Source organism: Citrobacter sp. Cpo090, assembly GCF_030332665.1.
Lineage (GTDB): Bacteria > Pseudomonadota > Gammaproteobacteria > Enterobacterales > Enterobacteriaceae > Citrobacter > Citrobacter portucalensis.
In genome coordinates, this window is the sequence record NZ_JAOWHK010000025.1 from 17,925 (window position 1) to 32,310 (window position 14,386).

Consider the following 14,386-nt stretch of genomic DNA (forward strand, 5'->3'; position numbering starts at 1 on the left):
AGGCTACGGACTTTATTAAGGAGGTTGTATGGAATCTATTCACGGTCACGAAGTGCTTAACATGATGATTGAATCTGGTGAGCAGTATTCAAATGCCAGCCTTGAAGCGGCGATTACGGCACGTTTCGGCGAGCAGGCGCGTTTTCACACTTGTTCTGCGGCGGATATGACGGCAGGCGAGTTGGTGGCGTTTTTAGCGGCGAAGGGAAAGTTTATTGCAAAAGAAGACGGCTTCTCTACGCACGAAAGCAAGATCTGCCGTCACTGATTTTAATGGGTAATGATGGCGGGTTGCCTTCATTACCCCAAAATATTAATTCTGTGTATCAAGCGTAGCCAGTTCTTTATCGATGAAATAAAGACCTTCGCCGCTTTTTCCTGCCAACGACAGCTTATCAATAACAGATTTAAATAATTTCTCTTCTTCATGCTGCTCGGCAACATACCATTGCAGGAAATTAAAGGTTGGATAATCCTGATGGGTCATTGCCGCGTGTGCCAGCTCATTAATTTTCTGGGTGATTAGCTGCTCGTGTTCGTAAGTAACACGGAACAGTTCGTCCAGAGACGCATATTCAGCAAAGGGTGAAGAAACGGTATTAATACGCGGCAAGCTGCCGGTATCGGTCAGGTAGTCGAACAGACGCTGCATGTGCGTCATCTCTTCCTGGGCGTGACGGCGCAAAAACGCGGCGGCACCTTCAAAGCTGTGATAGCTGCACCACGCGCTCATCTGTTGGTAGAGCAGGGATGAATATAATTCAAGGTTCATTTGCTCATTCAGTTGGTCGATCATTTCTGCTTTCAGCATGGTTCTGCTCCACAAACGTTATTATATATTGACGTGGCGTCACTATAATTTGTTATTTAATTATTTGCAAAAGGTAAAATAATAAATTCATTTATTAAAAATACGAATGGGAATAAAACGCATTAACGCTATTAAACAGAGGATATAAATAATAAAAGGACAGAAGACCAGCAATAATGTGCTGGTCGGAAATATTAATAACTCAAGGAAGGCGACTGGGGTACCGCGACGCCGTGGCACTGCCACGCGAGCGTAATTTTGGTATTCAAACATAAAGAACCGGCATATACGCTACAGGTTGACACCGGCTGACCAAACGCTTCAGCGCTGGCATAGCCCAGGCGCTGACACTCTTTGGTGGCTGTCCCTTGAGTAACGTAGTCATCGGTACGTGCCGTTTGCAACATGGCCTGATTATAAGTCAGGCGAACCACACCAGTAATGGCGCTGGCTTCGCTGACCTGTGCCTGTTTTGTAATTGTGCATCCTGTCAGCACGAGCGGCAAAAGCGCAAGGATAAAAGTCTTCATGAGATCGCTCTGAAAGTTCGAAGATACACTATCATGGCATACAGAGGCCCTCATCAATGGCTTGAATAGCCCGAAGATCACCTGTGATTAATCACAACGAGGTCATTTGTTTGAGGCAATTCTGAACTGTTCAGACAAGAATGTGAGCGTCACTTTATTTTTTAAAACCAAATTTCATTAAATTTGAAAGTATGATTGCAAAATAGTAATGTGGCTGAATGTTATGACTTTCAGCGGGCTACCGCAGCGCATTCAGGAGAGTACAGAATGAAAATTGCATTGATGATGGAAAACAGTCAGGCAAGCAAAAACGCCATCATCCATAACGAGCTTAAAGCCGTTGCGGATGAGAAGGGTTTTCCGGTCTATAACGTTGGGATGAGCGACGAAAATGATCATCATCTGACTTACATCCATTTAGGAATTATGGCCAGCATCCTGCTTAATTCCAAAGCTGTAGACTTTGTTGTTACAGGTTGCGGTACGGGCCAGGGGGCAATGATGTCACTGAATATCCATCCGGGTGTGGTGTGTGGCTATTGCCTCGATCCTGCAGATGCGTTCTTGTTCTCTCAGATCAACAACGGCAACGCGCTTTCTCTGGCATTCGCCAAAGGTTTTGGCTGGGGGGCTGAGCTGAATGTACGCTATATGTTTGAAAAAGCGTTCACCGGGCGTAACGGCGAAGGCTACCCGCCGGAGCGTAAAGAGCCGCAGGTGCGTAACGCCGGTATTCTGAATCAGGTGAAAGCAGCTGTGGTAAAAGAAAATTATCTGGACACGCTGCGCGCGATCGATCCTGAGCTGGTGAAAACCGCTGTATCAGGCCCGCGCTTTCAGCAGTGCTTCTTTGACAACTGCCAGGACAAAGCAATCGAAGCATTTGTACGCGAGGTGATTGGCTAAATCCTGTTGGCCCGGCGGCGTTCACCCTCCGGGCTACCTGTTCTTATTCGATACTGCGCTTCCTGCATCACGGGTGAGCCGCAGCGTATCCACCATACCTACCAGACAAATAATGGCAATAGCGACAAAGGCCAGCCGGAAACTGATCCCCGGAATATTGCCCAATGCCAGCCTTTCACTGACCACATCGCCAATGCGGATGCCAATAGCGGCTAAAGAAATGCCCAATCCCACCGCTAATTGTGTTGCCGTACTGAACAGCGTATTAGCGTAGCTCATTTGTGCTGCGGGGACGTCCGCGAAGGCAAGCGTGCTGACGCCGGTAAACTGAATTGAGCGGAACACGCCACCCAGATACAACACCAGCAAAATAACCCACACGGGGGTCTGCTGCGTAATTAATGCACAGGCCAGCAGCGCCAGGACGTTAAGCGCACCGTTAATCAACAGCAGTTTCTTAAAGCCCAGCCAGCGTATCAACGGTGTGGTGGCAGGTTTAATTGTCAGATTGCCGACAAATACCGCCAGCACCAGCGAACCCGCGTGAAAAGCGTTCATGCCAAAACCTACCTGAAACATTAACGGCAGCAGAAACGGCACGGCGCTGATAGAGGCACGAAACAGCGATCCGCCATACATGGTGACGCGAAAAGTCGGGACGTTCATGGCATCAAGGCGAATCATTGGCCAGGCGGTGCGACGAAAATGATGCAGGGCAAACAGAAAGGTCACTGTTCCTAGCGCCAAAAGCCCGGCGGTCAGCCAGCCCTGAGGCTGTTGGGTTCCCAGTAACTCCATGGCATACACCAGGCTCACCATCGCAACAGAGGTTGCGATAAATCCAGTTATATCAAATGGGCGGCGCTCGTCGTCTTGAATATCCGGGATAAAACGTAGCGCCAGCGCAATCGCCAGTATTCCGAGCGGTACATTAATGAAAAAAATCCAACGCCAGTTGGCATAGCTGGTAATGAATCCGCCAAGGGGAGGGCCAATGATGGGCGCGACTAACGCGGGCCAGGTCAGGGTCGCAATAGCGGTGATCAACTGATGTTTAGGCGTGGTGCGCAATACCGCGAGTCGGCCAACAGGAACCATTAGCGCGCCGCCTACACCCTGTAAGATTCGCATGGCGACAAAGCTCTCAAGGCTTTCGGAAAAACCGCATAAAACCGAGGCGAGAGTAAATATCGCCAGCGCCAGGGTAAACACTTTTCGGGCGCCGAAGCGATCCGCAATCCAGCCGCTGGCGGGAATCAGCACCGCGAGGGTGATCAGATAGGCGCTGATACCTATGTTCAGGTCAACTGCCTGTACGCCAAAACTTTTTGCCATGTCGGGCAGAGCGGTGGCAATCACCGTGCCGTCAATAAACTCCATAAAGAAAGCCCCGGCAACAAGTAATGCAGCCGGGGATAGACCGCGTTTGTTCTCAACCGCTAAATGTTCACTCATGTTGTGCTTGCCATCTCAAAAGAAACTGACTGGAACTTTTTTTATTTTCAGCGCATTCGTAATGCCTGCGCGGCTATCGTTTCGTTCGTTGAATGGGTACTATGACGACCTTTCTATAAGGAGCTCACTATGTCCCAAACACTGAATGCCGATCAGGAACTGCTCTCGGACGTTGTTGCCTGTCAGCTGGTTATCAAGCAGATTCTGGATGTTCTTGATGTTATTGCCCCAGTAGAAGTTCGGGAGAAAATGTCCAGCCAGCTGAAAAGCATCGACTTTTCCAGCCATCCTGCAGGCGCCGATCCGGTCACTATGCGCGCAATACAAAAAGCGGTTGCCTTGATCGAGTTGAAATTCACGCCGCAGAATGAATCTCACTAAAATAAACCGTTGTTTCAGGTTTTAGAAAGGTTTTTTTGCGCCTCGTAGAATGAGAGGCGTGAGTGTAGAGATAATTTAGCGCCAGCCGGATAAGGTGCGTCGCATCGTTATCCGGCATTAACATGATGAAAATTGAAGATTAGTGATGTTGATAGTTCACGACGTTCAGCAGGTGCTTATCGGTTTGTGCCATGCACAGTCCCGCACGTTTAGCGCTGCGTACTTCATCAAGAATCGTCTGTAACAGCACGCCATCCTGCTGCTGATCTTTTTCCAGATCGTGAAGAAAATCAATGGTTGTTGCATCATTCAAGGCTTCTGCTTCATTGGTTAAGCGAGATAGCTTGCTGTAACGCTGTTGGTATTCATCCAGCGTTTTCTGAAACAGTTCTTCAAGGGAAGTTAGTTCATCACCCGGAACATCAATAGCCTTGACGATGGGGTTAGCCCCGGCACTTTTCATAAAATTAAACATACGCATCATTTGAGTCACGTTACCTTGCGCCTGGGTGCGTAGAAAGGTTGCGGTGCCAGTCAGGCTGTGTTCGTAGCACCATTCACTGAGATGCAGGTAAAGATTCGATGCGTAGAACTCGAGGTTCATTTGTGTGTTGAGTTTATGAACAATTCCAACTGCAGCCATATCAATATCCTTATTTCCAGAAAGGGGGATGTACGTTACTTACGTCAGTGCAACGGGCTGCCGCTACACTTCACCTCTACGTACAATTAAAACTGTTAGCAGAATAAATCCGTTCCGCCGGTCCTTTAGTGATCACGAATTATATTCGCTCCCGATCGAGATTCAGCATAACGCCTGTCCCAACATAAGAAAATCCTTAAATCTGCGTATTTATGATTTTTTACATATTGTCATAGCAATATTAGTGATTTTTCTGCTTGTGCATATAAATCATGTGAATGTAAGAGATTGATATTTATATCATTAAAGCGAAATGTTGATATTGAAATGGTGTTTCATATCACGAAATTGAATTTCACAATCAGGTATTGTCTGTCACCAGATGATTATCTGCTCTTAGGATGAAGAAATTTCACCATTGAGATGTGTGGTTGAACGTTATCTGCTGACTAATTTTTTGCGCCAGATCAGTTTTGTGGAAACTAATAAAGTTAAGCACCTGAATGATTCGGCATTTATTGTTAGGTGTATTTGGAAAAATCGAGGAGTGTGTATGAAAAAGGTTGCCGTGCTACTGGCACCTGGTTTTGAAGAGGCGGAAGCCATTGTTACCATTGATATTCTGCGCCGCCTGCAGATCGAAGTTGAAACACTGGCCTGCGCCGAGTCCCGTGCGGTGGTGAGTTACCATGACGTGCCGATGGTGACGGACAGCACGCTGGCTGTGCGCCAGACGGATCTTTACGATGCCGTTGTGTTACCCGGCGGGCCGCAGGGCAGCGTTAATCTTGCCGCCAGTGAGGCTGTCATCCAGTTTATCGCTCGCCATGACGAGGCAGGAAAACTCATTTGCCCGGTGTGTTCTGCGGCTGCGCGCGTGCTGGGTGGCAACGGCCTGCTGAAGGGGCGTCGCTACGTGTGTTCGGGGGATCTGTGGCAAAACGTCACGGATGGGGAATATATCGATGCGCCGGTTGTGGAAGATGGCAACCTGATTAGCGGTAAAGGGTTAGGGCATATTTTCGATTTTGCTTTCACGCTTGCGGCGCGTCTATTGGGAGATGACCTTCCGGTTCGCGATCACGCTGACCACATTTATTACCGATGGTAATCATTCTCCCGAATGCTTCGGTATTCGGGAACAAGGATTCGTTGGCTGACCTTATGGACTAATCTGCTATCTCTCTTTTTTCCCGTCGACAAAACCGCGTTTTTTTATGTCATTTCCCGCTGAATTTATGTACGCAATTACTGTAATTCTGTGGTGTGATGCCGCTCTCTTATGGAGAATCAATTTCCCGCTAAAAATACTCTCAGCACTGGCATTAATCTTATCAATAAAAGGTAATGCCTTGTTTTACGTCCGAATTACAAAAAATCGTCTGATTTTACCCTACATAAAAGAACGTTAAAGCTGGAGTTAACCATGCACAAATTCACTAAAGCGCTGGCTGCCATCGGTCTGGCTGCCATTATGTCACAATCCGCTATCGCTGAATCCATGAAGCTCGGTTTCCTGGTCAAACAGCCGGAAGAACCGTGGTTCCAGACGGAATGGAAATTTGCCGATAAAGCCGGTAAAGACCTTGGTTTTGAGGTGATTAAAATTGCCGTTCCGGATGGCGAGAAAACCCTGAACGCCATCGACAGCCTGGCTGCAAGTGGAGCAAAAGGGTTTGTGATTTGCACGCCAGATCCAAAACTGGGGCCAGCCATTATGGCTAAAGCGCGTGGCTACGATATGAAAGTCATTGCCGTCGATGATCAGTTTGCCAACGCGAAAGGTAAGCCGATGGATACCGTACCGTTGGTGATGATGGCGGCAACCAAAATTGGTGAGCGCCAGGGTCAGGAGCTGTACAAGGAGATGCAAAAACGCGGTTGGGATGTGAAATCCTCCGCCGTAATGGCCATTACCGCCAACGAACTGGATACCGCACGTCGTCGTACTTCTGGCTCAATGGAAGCACTTAAAGCCGCAGGCTTCCCGGAAAAACAGATTTACCAGGTCCCAACAAAATCGAATGACATCCCCGGCGCATTCGACGCCGCCAACTCCATGCTGGTTCAGCATCCTGAAGTCAAAAACTGGCTGATTGTCGGCATGAACGACAACACCGTGCTGGGTGGCGTACGTGCGACCGAAGGGCAGGGCTTCAAAGCGCCAAACGTGATTGGTATCGGGATTAACGGCGTTGACGCGGTTAGCGAACTGTCTAAAGGCGAAGCGACCGGGTTCTACGGCTCACTGTTGCCAAGCCCGGACGTGCACGGCTACAAATCCAGTGAAATGCTCTACAACTGGGTAACGAAAGGTGCAGAGCCACCGGCATTCACTGAAGTAACAGATGTGGTGCTGATTACCCGCGATAACTTCAAAGAAGAGCTGGCGAAGAAAGGCTTAGGCGGTAAGTAACAGAAATGCTGCCATGTTGCAGGCCGGATAAGGCGAAGCCGCCATCCGGCGCAATGCCCGGTAGCGCTGTGCTTACCGGGCCTACGTCCGGCGGTTTTCCAGGCCGGCAAAATCCTGACTCACGGAGACGTTATGCAACAGTCTACCCCGTATCTCTCATTTCGCGGCATCGGCAAAACGTTCCCGGGCGTTAAGGCGCTGACGGATATCAGTTTCGACTGCTATGCCGGACAGGTGCATGCGCTGATGGGCGAAAATGGCGCCGGGAAATCAACACTCTTAAAAATTCTCAGCGGTAACTATGCGCCAACGACGGGATCTTTGACGATCCGCGGACAGGAAGTTTCGTTTGCGGATACCACTGCCGCACTCAACGCCGGTGTCGCCATTATTTATCAGGAACTGCATCTCGTCCCGGAAATGACCGTTGCCGAGAATATTTATTTAGGGCAGTTACCGCACAAAGGCGGGATTGTGAACCGCTCGCTGCTGAACTATGAAGCAGGAATCCAGCTGAAGCATCTGGGAATGGATATCGATCCCGATACCCCATTGAAATACCTCTCCATTGGTCAGTGGCAGATGGTGGAGATTGCAAAAGCGCTAGCGCGAAATGCCAAAATTATCGCCTTTGATGAACCCACCAGCTCCTTGTCGGCTCGCGAGATTGAGAATTTATTTCGCGTTATCCGTGAGCTGCGCAACGAAGGACGCATCATTCTGTACGTTTCGCACCGTATGGAGGAGATTTTTGCCCTTAGCGATGCCATCACCGTGTTTAAAGATGGTCATTACGTCAAAACGTTCACGGATATGCAGCAGGTCGATCATGATGCGCTGGTGCAGGCGATGGTCGGGCGCGACCTCGGGGATATCTATGGCTGGAAATCCAGGCCGTATGGCACAGAGCGTCTGCGGCTGCATGAAGTCAAAGCTCCAGGCGTGCGTACGCCAATCAGTTTATCTGTGCGAAGCGGTGAAATTGTCGGACTGTTTGGCCTGGTGGGGGCCGGACGTAGCGAATTAATGAAAGGGTTGTTCGGCGGTACGCGTATCACGGCGGGCCAGGTATTTATTGATGAACAGCCTATCGATATCCGTAAACCAAGCCATGCCATTGCAGCAGGGATGATGCTGTGCCCGGAGGATCGCAAAGCCGAAGGGATCATTCCGGTCCATTCAGTGCGCAACAACATCAACATTAGTGCACGGCGTAAGCATGTTCTGGGGGGATGCGTGATCAACAACGGCTGGGAAGAGACCAATGCCGATCACCATATTCGTTCACTCAACATCAAAACGCCGGGTGCAGAGCAACTGATCATGAATCTCTCCGGCGGTAATCAACAGAAAGCTATCCTTGGTCGTTGGTTATCGGAAGAGATGAAAGTGATTTTGTTGGATGAACCTACACGCGGCATTGATGTGGGCGCCAAGCATGAAATTTACAACGTGATTTATGCCCTCGCAGCGCGCGGTGTGGCCGTATTGTTTGCTTCCAGTGACCTGCCAGAAGTGCTCGGTGTCGCCGACCGTATTGTGGTGATGAGAGAAGGCGAAATTGCCGGTGAGTTACTTCATGAACAGGCGGATGAGCGCCAGGCGTTGAGCCTTGCTATGCCTAAAGTCAGCCAGGCTGTAGCCTGAATAAGGAGAGTATGATGTCTTCCGTTTCTACATCGGGTTCTGGCGCAGCGAAGTCGGCGCTAAATCTGGGGCGCATTTGGGATCAATACGGCATGCTGGTGGTGTTCGCCGTGCTGTTCCTGGTTTGTTCCCTCTTTGTGCCAAACTTTGCTACTTTTATCAACATGAAGGGGTTAGGGCTGGCGGTATCGATGTCGGGTATGGTTGCCTGCGGGATGCTGTTTTGCCTGGCATCCGGTGATTTCGATCTGTCTGTCGCATCTGTGATTGCCTGTGCTGGTGTTACCACTGCCGTGGTCATTAACATGACCGAAAGTCTGTGGATTGGCGTGGCTGCCGGGCTGCTGCTCGGTATTCTGTGTGGTCTGGTGAATGGGTTCGTGATTGCGCGGTTAAAAATTAACGCCCTGATCACTACTCTTGCGACAATGCAGATTGTACGTGGTCTGGCCTATATTATCTCCGACGGTAAGGCAGTCGGGATTGAAGACGAGCGTTTCTTCACACTCGGCTATGCTAACTGGTTTGGTCTGCCGGCGCCTATCTGGATCACGGTCGTTTGTTTCATTGTCTTTGGCTTACTGCTGAACAAAACCACGTTTGGGCGTAATACGCTGGCCATTGGGGGCAATGAAGAGGCGGCGCGCCTGGCAGGGGTTCCGGTTGTTCGTACCAAGATTATTATCTTTATTCTTTCCGGTCTGGTATCCGCCATTGCCGGGATTATCCTCGCATCGCGTATGACCAGCGGCCAGCCCATGACCTCAATCGGTTATGAGTTGATCGTGATTTCAGCCTGCGTGCTAGGGGGCGTTTCGCTTAAAGGCGGCATCGGAAAAATCTCATATGTGGTGGCCGGGGTGCTGATCCTGGGTACAGTTGAGAATGCGATGAACCTGCTGAATATCTCTCCGTTCGCGCAGTATGTAGTACGCGGCCTCATCCTGCTGGCGGCGGTGATCTTCGACCGTTACAAGCAAAAAGCGAAGCGTACCGTTTGATGATTTAAACCCCAACTTTTTAGTCTAGCTTCTGCCCATCGCCAGCCGCTACCCGGCTGGCGATTGTTTTTCCAAATGGCGAGCATGGTCACACTGTCTATACTTATATCCGTCATACATCATCTATACGCCGCGATCCGCGTGGCGTTCTGACCATGATGAGGAGGATAACCGGGTGACAGCATCACTGATCTTACCCCCTGAACAATCTGCAAACTGTGCTTATTTTTTTGATCTCGATGGGACACTTGCTGAGATTAAACCCTTTCCCGACCAGGTCGTTGTCCCTAAGACAATCCTGCAATGTTTACATCAGTTAGCGACGCATAATGCGGATGCGCTGGCATTGATTTCAGGGCGCTCAATGGCTGAGCTTGACGCACTCACTACTCCGTTTCGTTTTCCGCTTGCCGGAGTGCATGGGGCAGAACGCCGTGATATCAATGGTCAAACGCACATAGTACACCTGCCTGAAGGTATCGAGCGTGAAGCCGGGGCGTTATTACACGCAGCGTTAGTGACATTACCAGGGGCAACGCTGGAAACCAAAGGCATGGCTTTCGCGTTGCACTATCGCCAGGCACCCGAACATGAAGCGGCGCTGATTACCCTGGCAGAACACATCACGCGCAGATGGCCGCAGCTTGCTTTACAGCACGGTAAATGTGTCGTGGAAATAAAGCCTAAGGGCAGCAATAAAGGCGACGCGATAGCTGCATTTATGCAGGAAGCGCCTTTTGCGGGCCGGATCCCTGTGTTTTTTGGTGACGATCTGACAGATGAAACAGGATTTGCTGTGGTTAACCGCGCTGGTGGTATTTCCGTAAAGGTGGGGATCGGGCCGACGCAGGCGACATGGCGTCTGGATGGCGTCAGGGATGTCTGGCGCTGGCTGGAGAAAATTAACTCTTCGCAGCAAGAATCGAAAGCAACGAATAACAGAAGAGGTGGCTATGAGTCGTTTAGTCGTAGTATCTAATCGTATCGCCTCACCAGATGACAAAGGGAGCGCGGGTGGGCTCGCGGTCGGTGTACTGGGCGCGTTAAAAGCTGCTGGTGGTTTGTGGTTTGGCTGGAGTGGTGATACAGGTAATGAGGATAAACCGTTAAAAAAGGTCACGCGTGGCAATATCACCTGGGCCTCGTTTAATTTGAGTGAGCAAGATTACGAAGAGTATTACTGCCAGTTTTCAAATGCCGTTTTATGGCCTGCGTTTCACTATCGCCTCGATTTGGTACAGTTTCAGCGCTCTGCCTGGGAAGGCTACCAACGGGTTAATGCCTTACTGGTGGATAAACTTCTGCCGCTGCTTGGCGATGACGATATTATCTGGGTTCATGATTACCATCTGTTGCCGTTTGCCAGCGAACTGCGTAAACGCGGTGTGAATAACCGCATCGGTTTTTTCCTGCATATTCCTTTTCCGACGCCGGAAATTTTTAATGCGCTCCCCCCACATCAGGCGCTGCTTGAGCAGATGTGTGATTTCGATTTACTCGGTTTCCAGACCGAAAACGATCGTCAGGCTTTTCTGGACTGTCTCGCAGCCCAGACTCGGGTGTCCACGCATAAAGATAAGCACCACCAGGCATGGGGAAAAGCGTTTCGCACTCAGGTCTATCCCATCGGTATTGAACCTGATGAGATTGCACGACAGGCGTCCGGACCGCTGCCGCCAAAACTGGCACAGCTAAAAGCGGAGCTTAAAAATGTGCAGAATATTTTCTCCGTGGAGCGTCTGGATTACTCCAAAGGCTTGCCGGAGCGCTTTCAGGCCTATGAGGCTTTACTGGAACATTATCCGCAGCACCACGGTAGAATTCGCTATACGCAGATAGCTCCGACCTCGCGTGAAGAGGTGCAGGCCTATCAGGATATTCGCCACCAACTGGAAACAGAGGCAGGGCGAATCAATGGCAAATATGGGCAACTGGGCTGGACGCCGCTTTATTATTTGAACCAGTACTTTGATCGTAAATTGCTGATGAAGATCTTCCGCTACTCTGACGTAGGGTTGGTGACTCCGTTGCGCGATGGTATGAACCTGGTGGCGAAAGAGTTTGTGGCCGCACAGGATCCTGCTAACCCTGGCGTGCTGGTGTTATCGCAATTTGCCGGGGCTGCGAATGAGCTTACTTCCGCGCTTATTGTTAATCCCTATGATCGGGATGAAGTGGCAGGCGCATTAAACCAGGCGCTGACGATGCCACTTGCTGAGCGTATTTCCCGCCACGCTGAGATGCTTGCAACGATCATTAAAAATGATATCGACAGCTGGCAGGCGCAGTTCATTTGCGATCTGGAAAAAGTGTCCCTACGCCAGAGTAAACAGCCATTGCCAGGTAACGTTTCTTCCTGCTCTAAACTGGCGTGACGTTCAAAAAATGAAGATCAATCTCCAGCCAGCGGAACTAACAGAACGTCCACCTGGCTGGCACCGACCACGCTTTTCGCTGAACAGGACGCGCGCGAAAAAAAACTGTGGTTATGGTTGCCGTAAATGACCAGATCAACAGCGTGTTTACGGCAGACATCCAGGATATGTTCATTCAGAGCCCCATAGGTAATGAAGGTATGTTCAATGGGGTATTCTGCTTCTTTGCTGAGCTTGTCGATAAAATCCTGAGTCTCCTCCTGCATCACTTCACGCAGGTCTTCCAGCATGGGGGCAGCAAACTGGTTATACAGTTCGGGGTCTGAGACCAGTGTAATCAGGCTAATTCGGGCGTTGACAGGACGAGCGATAGAAACCGCCCTGGCTAACAACTGCTGACTTTCAGGGGTGGCGGCAACAGCAACAAGAATGTGCGAATAGCTCATAACTCGCTCCTTTTTTTCAAGAATTATGAGAGGATTTTTCAGTTTTACTCAGCTTACTCCATACTGCAACGTTTCCTTCCTTCATAGTGTGAATGTCATCATGATTATTCATTAATTATTCTTATAAATAGAATAATCGATTCATATTGGTTGCAGATATGTTCAGGTAACTTAAGTAAAACCCACTGCTAATGAAAACAATGTGTTAATAAAAAATAAACATATTTTAACATTTAAGCGGTTATCACTGTCTGGTATTAATTAATCAACCTTATTATTTAAGTCTTTGTTTACAAAGCATTTAATTAAAATAACGCTTTACATTAAATATGTGATCCAACTCGCTATTTCACGACGTGATATTAACGTTTGTGAACAAAATACTATTCGCTTTTAATGCAAGAATATTCGTACGCCAGGAATTGAAATGAAGAATATGGGGTCAGAAAATAAGCAAAGTAAAAGCCGCGCTGATGGATTTATGTTAAGTGTTTGGCTGATTTATGTGATCTTGATCACATATTCTTTAAATTCGCAGTATAGCTCCGTTGTATGTGTAACTGACGGCGGGTAGAGTTGCGTCGAATTAGGAAAAATCTTAGACATTTGTAAGAATTGATGTGAGCTTGTAAGGGACGCTGCCTTCTTAAGAAGGAATGTTTAGACAACGCGTAAGTGTCGTCACGCTGCTATGTATTTGACCTTTTGCTTTTTTTTACCGGGCCTTCCCGGCGACATCACGGGGTGCGGTTTTGCCGCATGAAAACAATGTTGGTTATTATGGATGCAAATAATGCATACATCCGAGTTGCTGAAACACATTTATGACATCAATTTGTCATATTTATTGCTTGCACAGCGTTTGATCGTTCAGGACAAAGCATCTGCGATGTTTCGCCTTGGTATCAGCGAGGAAATGGCGGACACGTTGGCAACATTAACACTTCCTCAAATGGTCAAACTGGCCGAAACAAACCAACTGGTATGTCATTTCCGTTTCGACGATCACCAGACTGTTACTCGCCTGACGCAAGACTCCCGCGTTGACGATCTTCAGCAAATTCATACCGGTATCATGCTTTCAACACGCCTGTTAAGCGACATTGATGATGCAGCACGTAAGAAAAGGGCTTGATGATGAGCGAAAAAAGCATTGTTCAGGAAGCGCGTGATATCCAGTTAGCAATGGAATTAATCACATTAGGCGCCCGTTTGCAAATGCTGGAAAGCGAAACGCAATTAAGCCGTGGTCGACTTATCAAGCTGTACAAAGAATTACGCGGTAGCCCTCCGCCAAAAGGGATGCTGCCGTTCTCCACCGACTGGTTTATGACGTGGGAACAAAACATTCATGCTTCAATGTTTTGTAACGCATGGCAATTCCTGCTCAAAACCGGTTTGTGCAGCGGCGTGGATGCCGTGATCAAAGCGTACCGTTTATATCTTGAGCAGTGCCCGCAGCCGGAAGAGGGGCCGCTGCTGGCGCTAACTCGCGCATGGACGCTGGTTCGTTTTGTCGACAGCGGATTGCTGGAGTTGTCCCAATGCAATTGCTGCGGTGGGAATTTTATCACCCACGCACACCAACCCGCAGGTAGCTTTGCCTGCAGTTTATGTCAGCCGCCATCACGGGCCGTAAAAAGACGTAAACTTTCCCAGAATGCTGCCGATATTATTCCACAACTGCTGGATGAACAGATCGAACAGGCTGTTTAACTGATACGGTGTGGATAAACACTCCAGCAGCGGTAAGCGATTACCGCTGCTTTTTTTTG

16 protein-coding genes are annotated in these 14,386 nt (G+C 49.1%); 11 read left to right on the forward strand and 5 right to left on the reverse strand.

Annotation, left to right across the window (positions count from 1 at the left end; genetic code table 11):
* Window positions 1-28 precede the first annotated feature (28 nt).
* A complete protein-coding gene (locus OGY83_RS02605) occupies window positions 29-268 on the forward strand; it encodes a YecH family metal-binding protein (RefSeq protein WP_003034586.1) in 240 nt (79 codons plus the stop codon).
* A 45-nt stretch (window positions 269-313) separates the two neighbouring features.
* Here OGY83_RS02605 and ftnA read toward each other — a convergent pair whose 3' ends face one another.
* On the reverse strand, window positions 314-811 hold the full coding sequence (ftnA, locus tag OGY83_RS02610; protein ID WP_079939951.1) for a non-heme ferritin: 498 nt from the start codon (window positions 809-811) through the stop codon (window positions 314-316).
* A 194-nt stretch (window positions 812-1,005) separates the two neighbouring features.
* A complete protein-coding gene (gene yecR, locus OGY83_RS02615) occupies window positions 1,006-1,341 on the reverse strand; it encodes a YecR family lipoprotein (RefSeq protein ID WP_148361843.1) in 336 nt (111 codons plus the stop codon).
* 267 nt (window positions 1,342-1,608) lie between these two features.
* On the opposite strand from yecR, the gene OGY83_RS02620 reads away from it, so the two are divergent.
* Entirely contained in the window at window positions 1,609-2,247 is a 639-nt protein-coding gene (locus OGY83_RS02620; RefSeq protein WP_286635201.1) for an RpiB/LacA/LacB family sugar-phosphate isomerase, read from the forward strand.
* 33 nt (window positions 2,248-2,280) lie between these two features.
* On the opposite strand, the gene OGY83_RS02625 is transcribed toward OGY83_RS02620, so the two are convergent.
* The gene (locus OGY83_RS02625) at window positions 2,281-3,702 is read right to left on the reverse strand and encodes an MFS transporter (protein ID WP_286635203.1); all 1,422 of its coding nucleotides are present in this window, start codon (window positions 3,700-3,702) and stop codon (window positions 2,281-2,283) included.
* A gap of 129 nt (window positions 3,703-3,831) precedes the next feature.
* On the opposite strand from OGY83_RS02625, the gene OGY83_RS02630 reads away from it, so the two are divergent.
* Complete coding sequence (locus OGY83_RS02630; protein ID WP_003034595.1) at window positions 3,832-4,083, forward strand: DUF2766 family protein; 252 nt, start codon at window positions 3,832-3,834, stop codon at window positions 4,081-4,083.
* Window positions 4,084-4,222: 139 nt separating this feature from the next.
* Here OGY83_RS02630 and OGY83_RS02635 read toward each other — a convergent pair whose 3' ends face one another.
* Window positions 4,223-4,726, reverse strand: coding sequence for a non-heme ferritin-like protein (locus tag OGY83_RS02635; RefSeq protein WP_286635205.1), 504 nt, complete (start codon window positions 4,724-4,726; stop codon window positions 4,223-4,225).
* A gap of 553 nt (window positions 4,727-5,279) precedes the next feature.
* Here OGY83_RS02635 and OGY83_RS02640 point away from each other — a divergent pair.
* From OGY83_RS02640 to otsA, 6 genes are all read left to right on the forward strand, one after another.
* Window positions 5,280-5,837 carry a DJ-1/PfpI family protein gene (locus tag OGY83_RS02640; protein ID WP_286635207.1) on the forward strand — a complete coding sequence of 186 codons (558 nt, stop codon included), beginning with the start codon at window positions 5,280-5,282 and terminating at the stop codon, window positions 5,835-5,837.
* 315 nt (window positions 5,838-6,152) lie between these two features.
* Entirely contained in the window at window positions 6,153-7,142 is a 990-nt protein-coding gene (locus tag OGY83_RS02645) for an arabinose ABC transporter substrate-binding protein (protein ID WP_079939946.1), read from the forward strand.
* Window positions 7,143-7,274: 132 nt separating this feature from the next.
* Window positions 7,275-8,789, forward strand: coding sequence for an arabinose ABC transporter ATP-binding protein AraG (gene araG / locus OGY83_RS02650; RefSeq protein ID WP_123267404.1), 1,515 nt, complete (start codon window positions 7,275-7,277; stop codon window positions 8,787-8,789).
* 14 nt (window positions 8,790-8,803) lie between these two features.
* Entirely contained in the window at window positions 8,804-9,790 is a 987-nt protein-coding gene (gene araH, locus OGY83_RS02655; RefSeq protein ID WP_003034609.1) for an L-arabinose ABC transporter permease AraH, read from the forward strand.
* A 175-nt stretch (window positions 9,791-9,965) separates the two neighbouring features.
* A complete protein-coding gene (gene otsB, locus OGY83_RS02660; protein ID WP_286635211.1) occupies window positions 9,966-10,769 on the forward strand; it encodes a trehalose-phosphatase in 804 nt (267 codons plus the stop codon).
* Window positions 10,744-12,165 (forward strand): alpha,alpha-trehalose-phosphate synthase, encoded by a 1,422-nt coding sequence (gene otsA / locus OGY83_RS02665; RefSeq protein WP_286635212.1) that lies wholly within the window; start codon window positions 10,744-10,746, stop codon window positions 12,163-12,165. The genes otsB and otsA overlap by 26 nt, the downstream gene beginning before the upstream one ends.
* 17 nt (window positions 12,166-12,182) lie before the next feature.
* Here otsA and uspC read toward each other — a convergent pair whose 3' ends face one another.
* Complete coding sequence (uspC, locus tag OGY83_RS02670) at window positions 12,183-12,611, reverse strand: universal stress protein UspC (protein WP_079939943.1); 429 nt, start codon at window positions 12,609-12,611, stop codon at window positions 12,183-12,185.
* A 793-nt stretch (window positions 12,612-13,404) separates the two neighbouring features.
* Between uspC and flhD the strand changes: the two genes are divergently transcribed.
* Entirely contained in the window at window positions 13,405-13,746 is a 342-nt protein-coding gene (gene flhD, locus OGY83_RS02675; RefSeq protein WP_003034622.1) for a flagellar transcriptional regulator FlhD, read from the forward strand.
* A complete protein-coding gene (gene flhC, locus OGY83_RS02680; RefSeq protein ID WP_008785071.1) occupies window positions 13,743-14,327 on the forward strand; it encodes a flagellar transcriptional regulator FlhC in 585 nt (194 codons plus the stop codon). Before flhD ends, flhC begins: the two co-directional genes overlap by 4 nt.
* Window positions 14,328-14,386: the final 59 nt, after the last annotated feature.

Excerpts from the sequence above, each read along its gene's own strand:
- OGY83_RS02605 (WP_003034586.1), top strand. The coding sequence starts at position 29 with ATGGAATCTATTCACGGTCACGAAGTGCTTAACATGATGATTGAATCT.
- ftnA (WP_079939951.1), bottom strand. The coding sequence starts at position 811 with ATGCTGAAAGCAGAAATGATCGACCAACTGAATGAGCAAATGAACCTT.
- yecR (WP_148361843.1), bottom strand. The coding sequence starts at position 1,341 with ATGAAGACTTTTATCCTTGCGCTTTTGCCGCTCGTGCTGACAGGATGC.
- OGY83_RS02620 (WP_286635201.1), top strand. The coding sequence starts at position 1,609 with ATGAAAATTGCATTGATGATGGAAAACAGTCAGGCAAGCAAAAACGCC.
- OGY83_RS02625 (WP_286635203.1), bottom strand. The coding sequence starts at position 3,702 with ATGAGTGAACATTTAGCGGTTGAGAACAAACGCGGTCTATCCCCGGCT.
- OGY83_RS02630 (WP_003034595.1), top strand. The coding sequence starts at position 3,832 with ATGTCCCAAACACTGAATGCCGATCAGGAACTGCTCTCGGACGTTGTT.
- OGY83_RS02635 (WP_286635205.1), bottom strand. The coding sequence starts at position 4,726 with ATGGCTGCAGTTGGAATTGTTCATAAACTCAACACACAAATGAACCTC.
- OGY83_RS02640 (WP_286635207.1), top strand. The coding sequence starts at position 5,280 with ATGAAAAAGGTTGCCGTGCTACTGGCACCTGGTTTTGAAGAGGCGGAA.
- OGY83_RS02645 (WP_079939946.1), top strand. The coding sequence starts at position 6,153 with ATGCACAAATTCACTAAAGCGCTGGCTGCCATCGGTCTGGCTGCCATT.
- araG (WP_123267404.1), top strand. The coding sequence starts at position 7,275 with ATGCAACAGTCTACCCCGTATCTCTCATTTCGCGGCATCGGCAAAACG.
- araH (WP_003034609.1), top strand. The coding sequence starts at position 8,804 with ATGTCTTCCGTTTCTACATCGGGTTCTGGCGCAGCGAAGTCGGCGCTA.
- otsA (WP_286635212.1), top strand. The coding sequence starts at position 10,744 with ATGAGTCGTTTAGTCGTAGTATCTAATCGTATCGCCTCACCAGATGAC.
- uspC (WP_079939943.1), bottom strand. The coding sequence starts at position 12,611 with ATGAGCTATTCGCACATTCTTGTTGCTGTTGCCGCCACCCCTGAAAGT.
- flhD (WP_003034622.1), top strand. The coding sequence starts at position 13,405 with ATGCATACATCCGAGTTGCTGAAACACATTTATGACATCAATTTGTCA.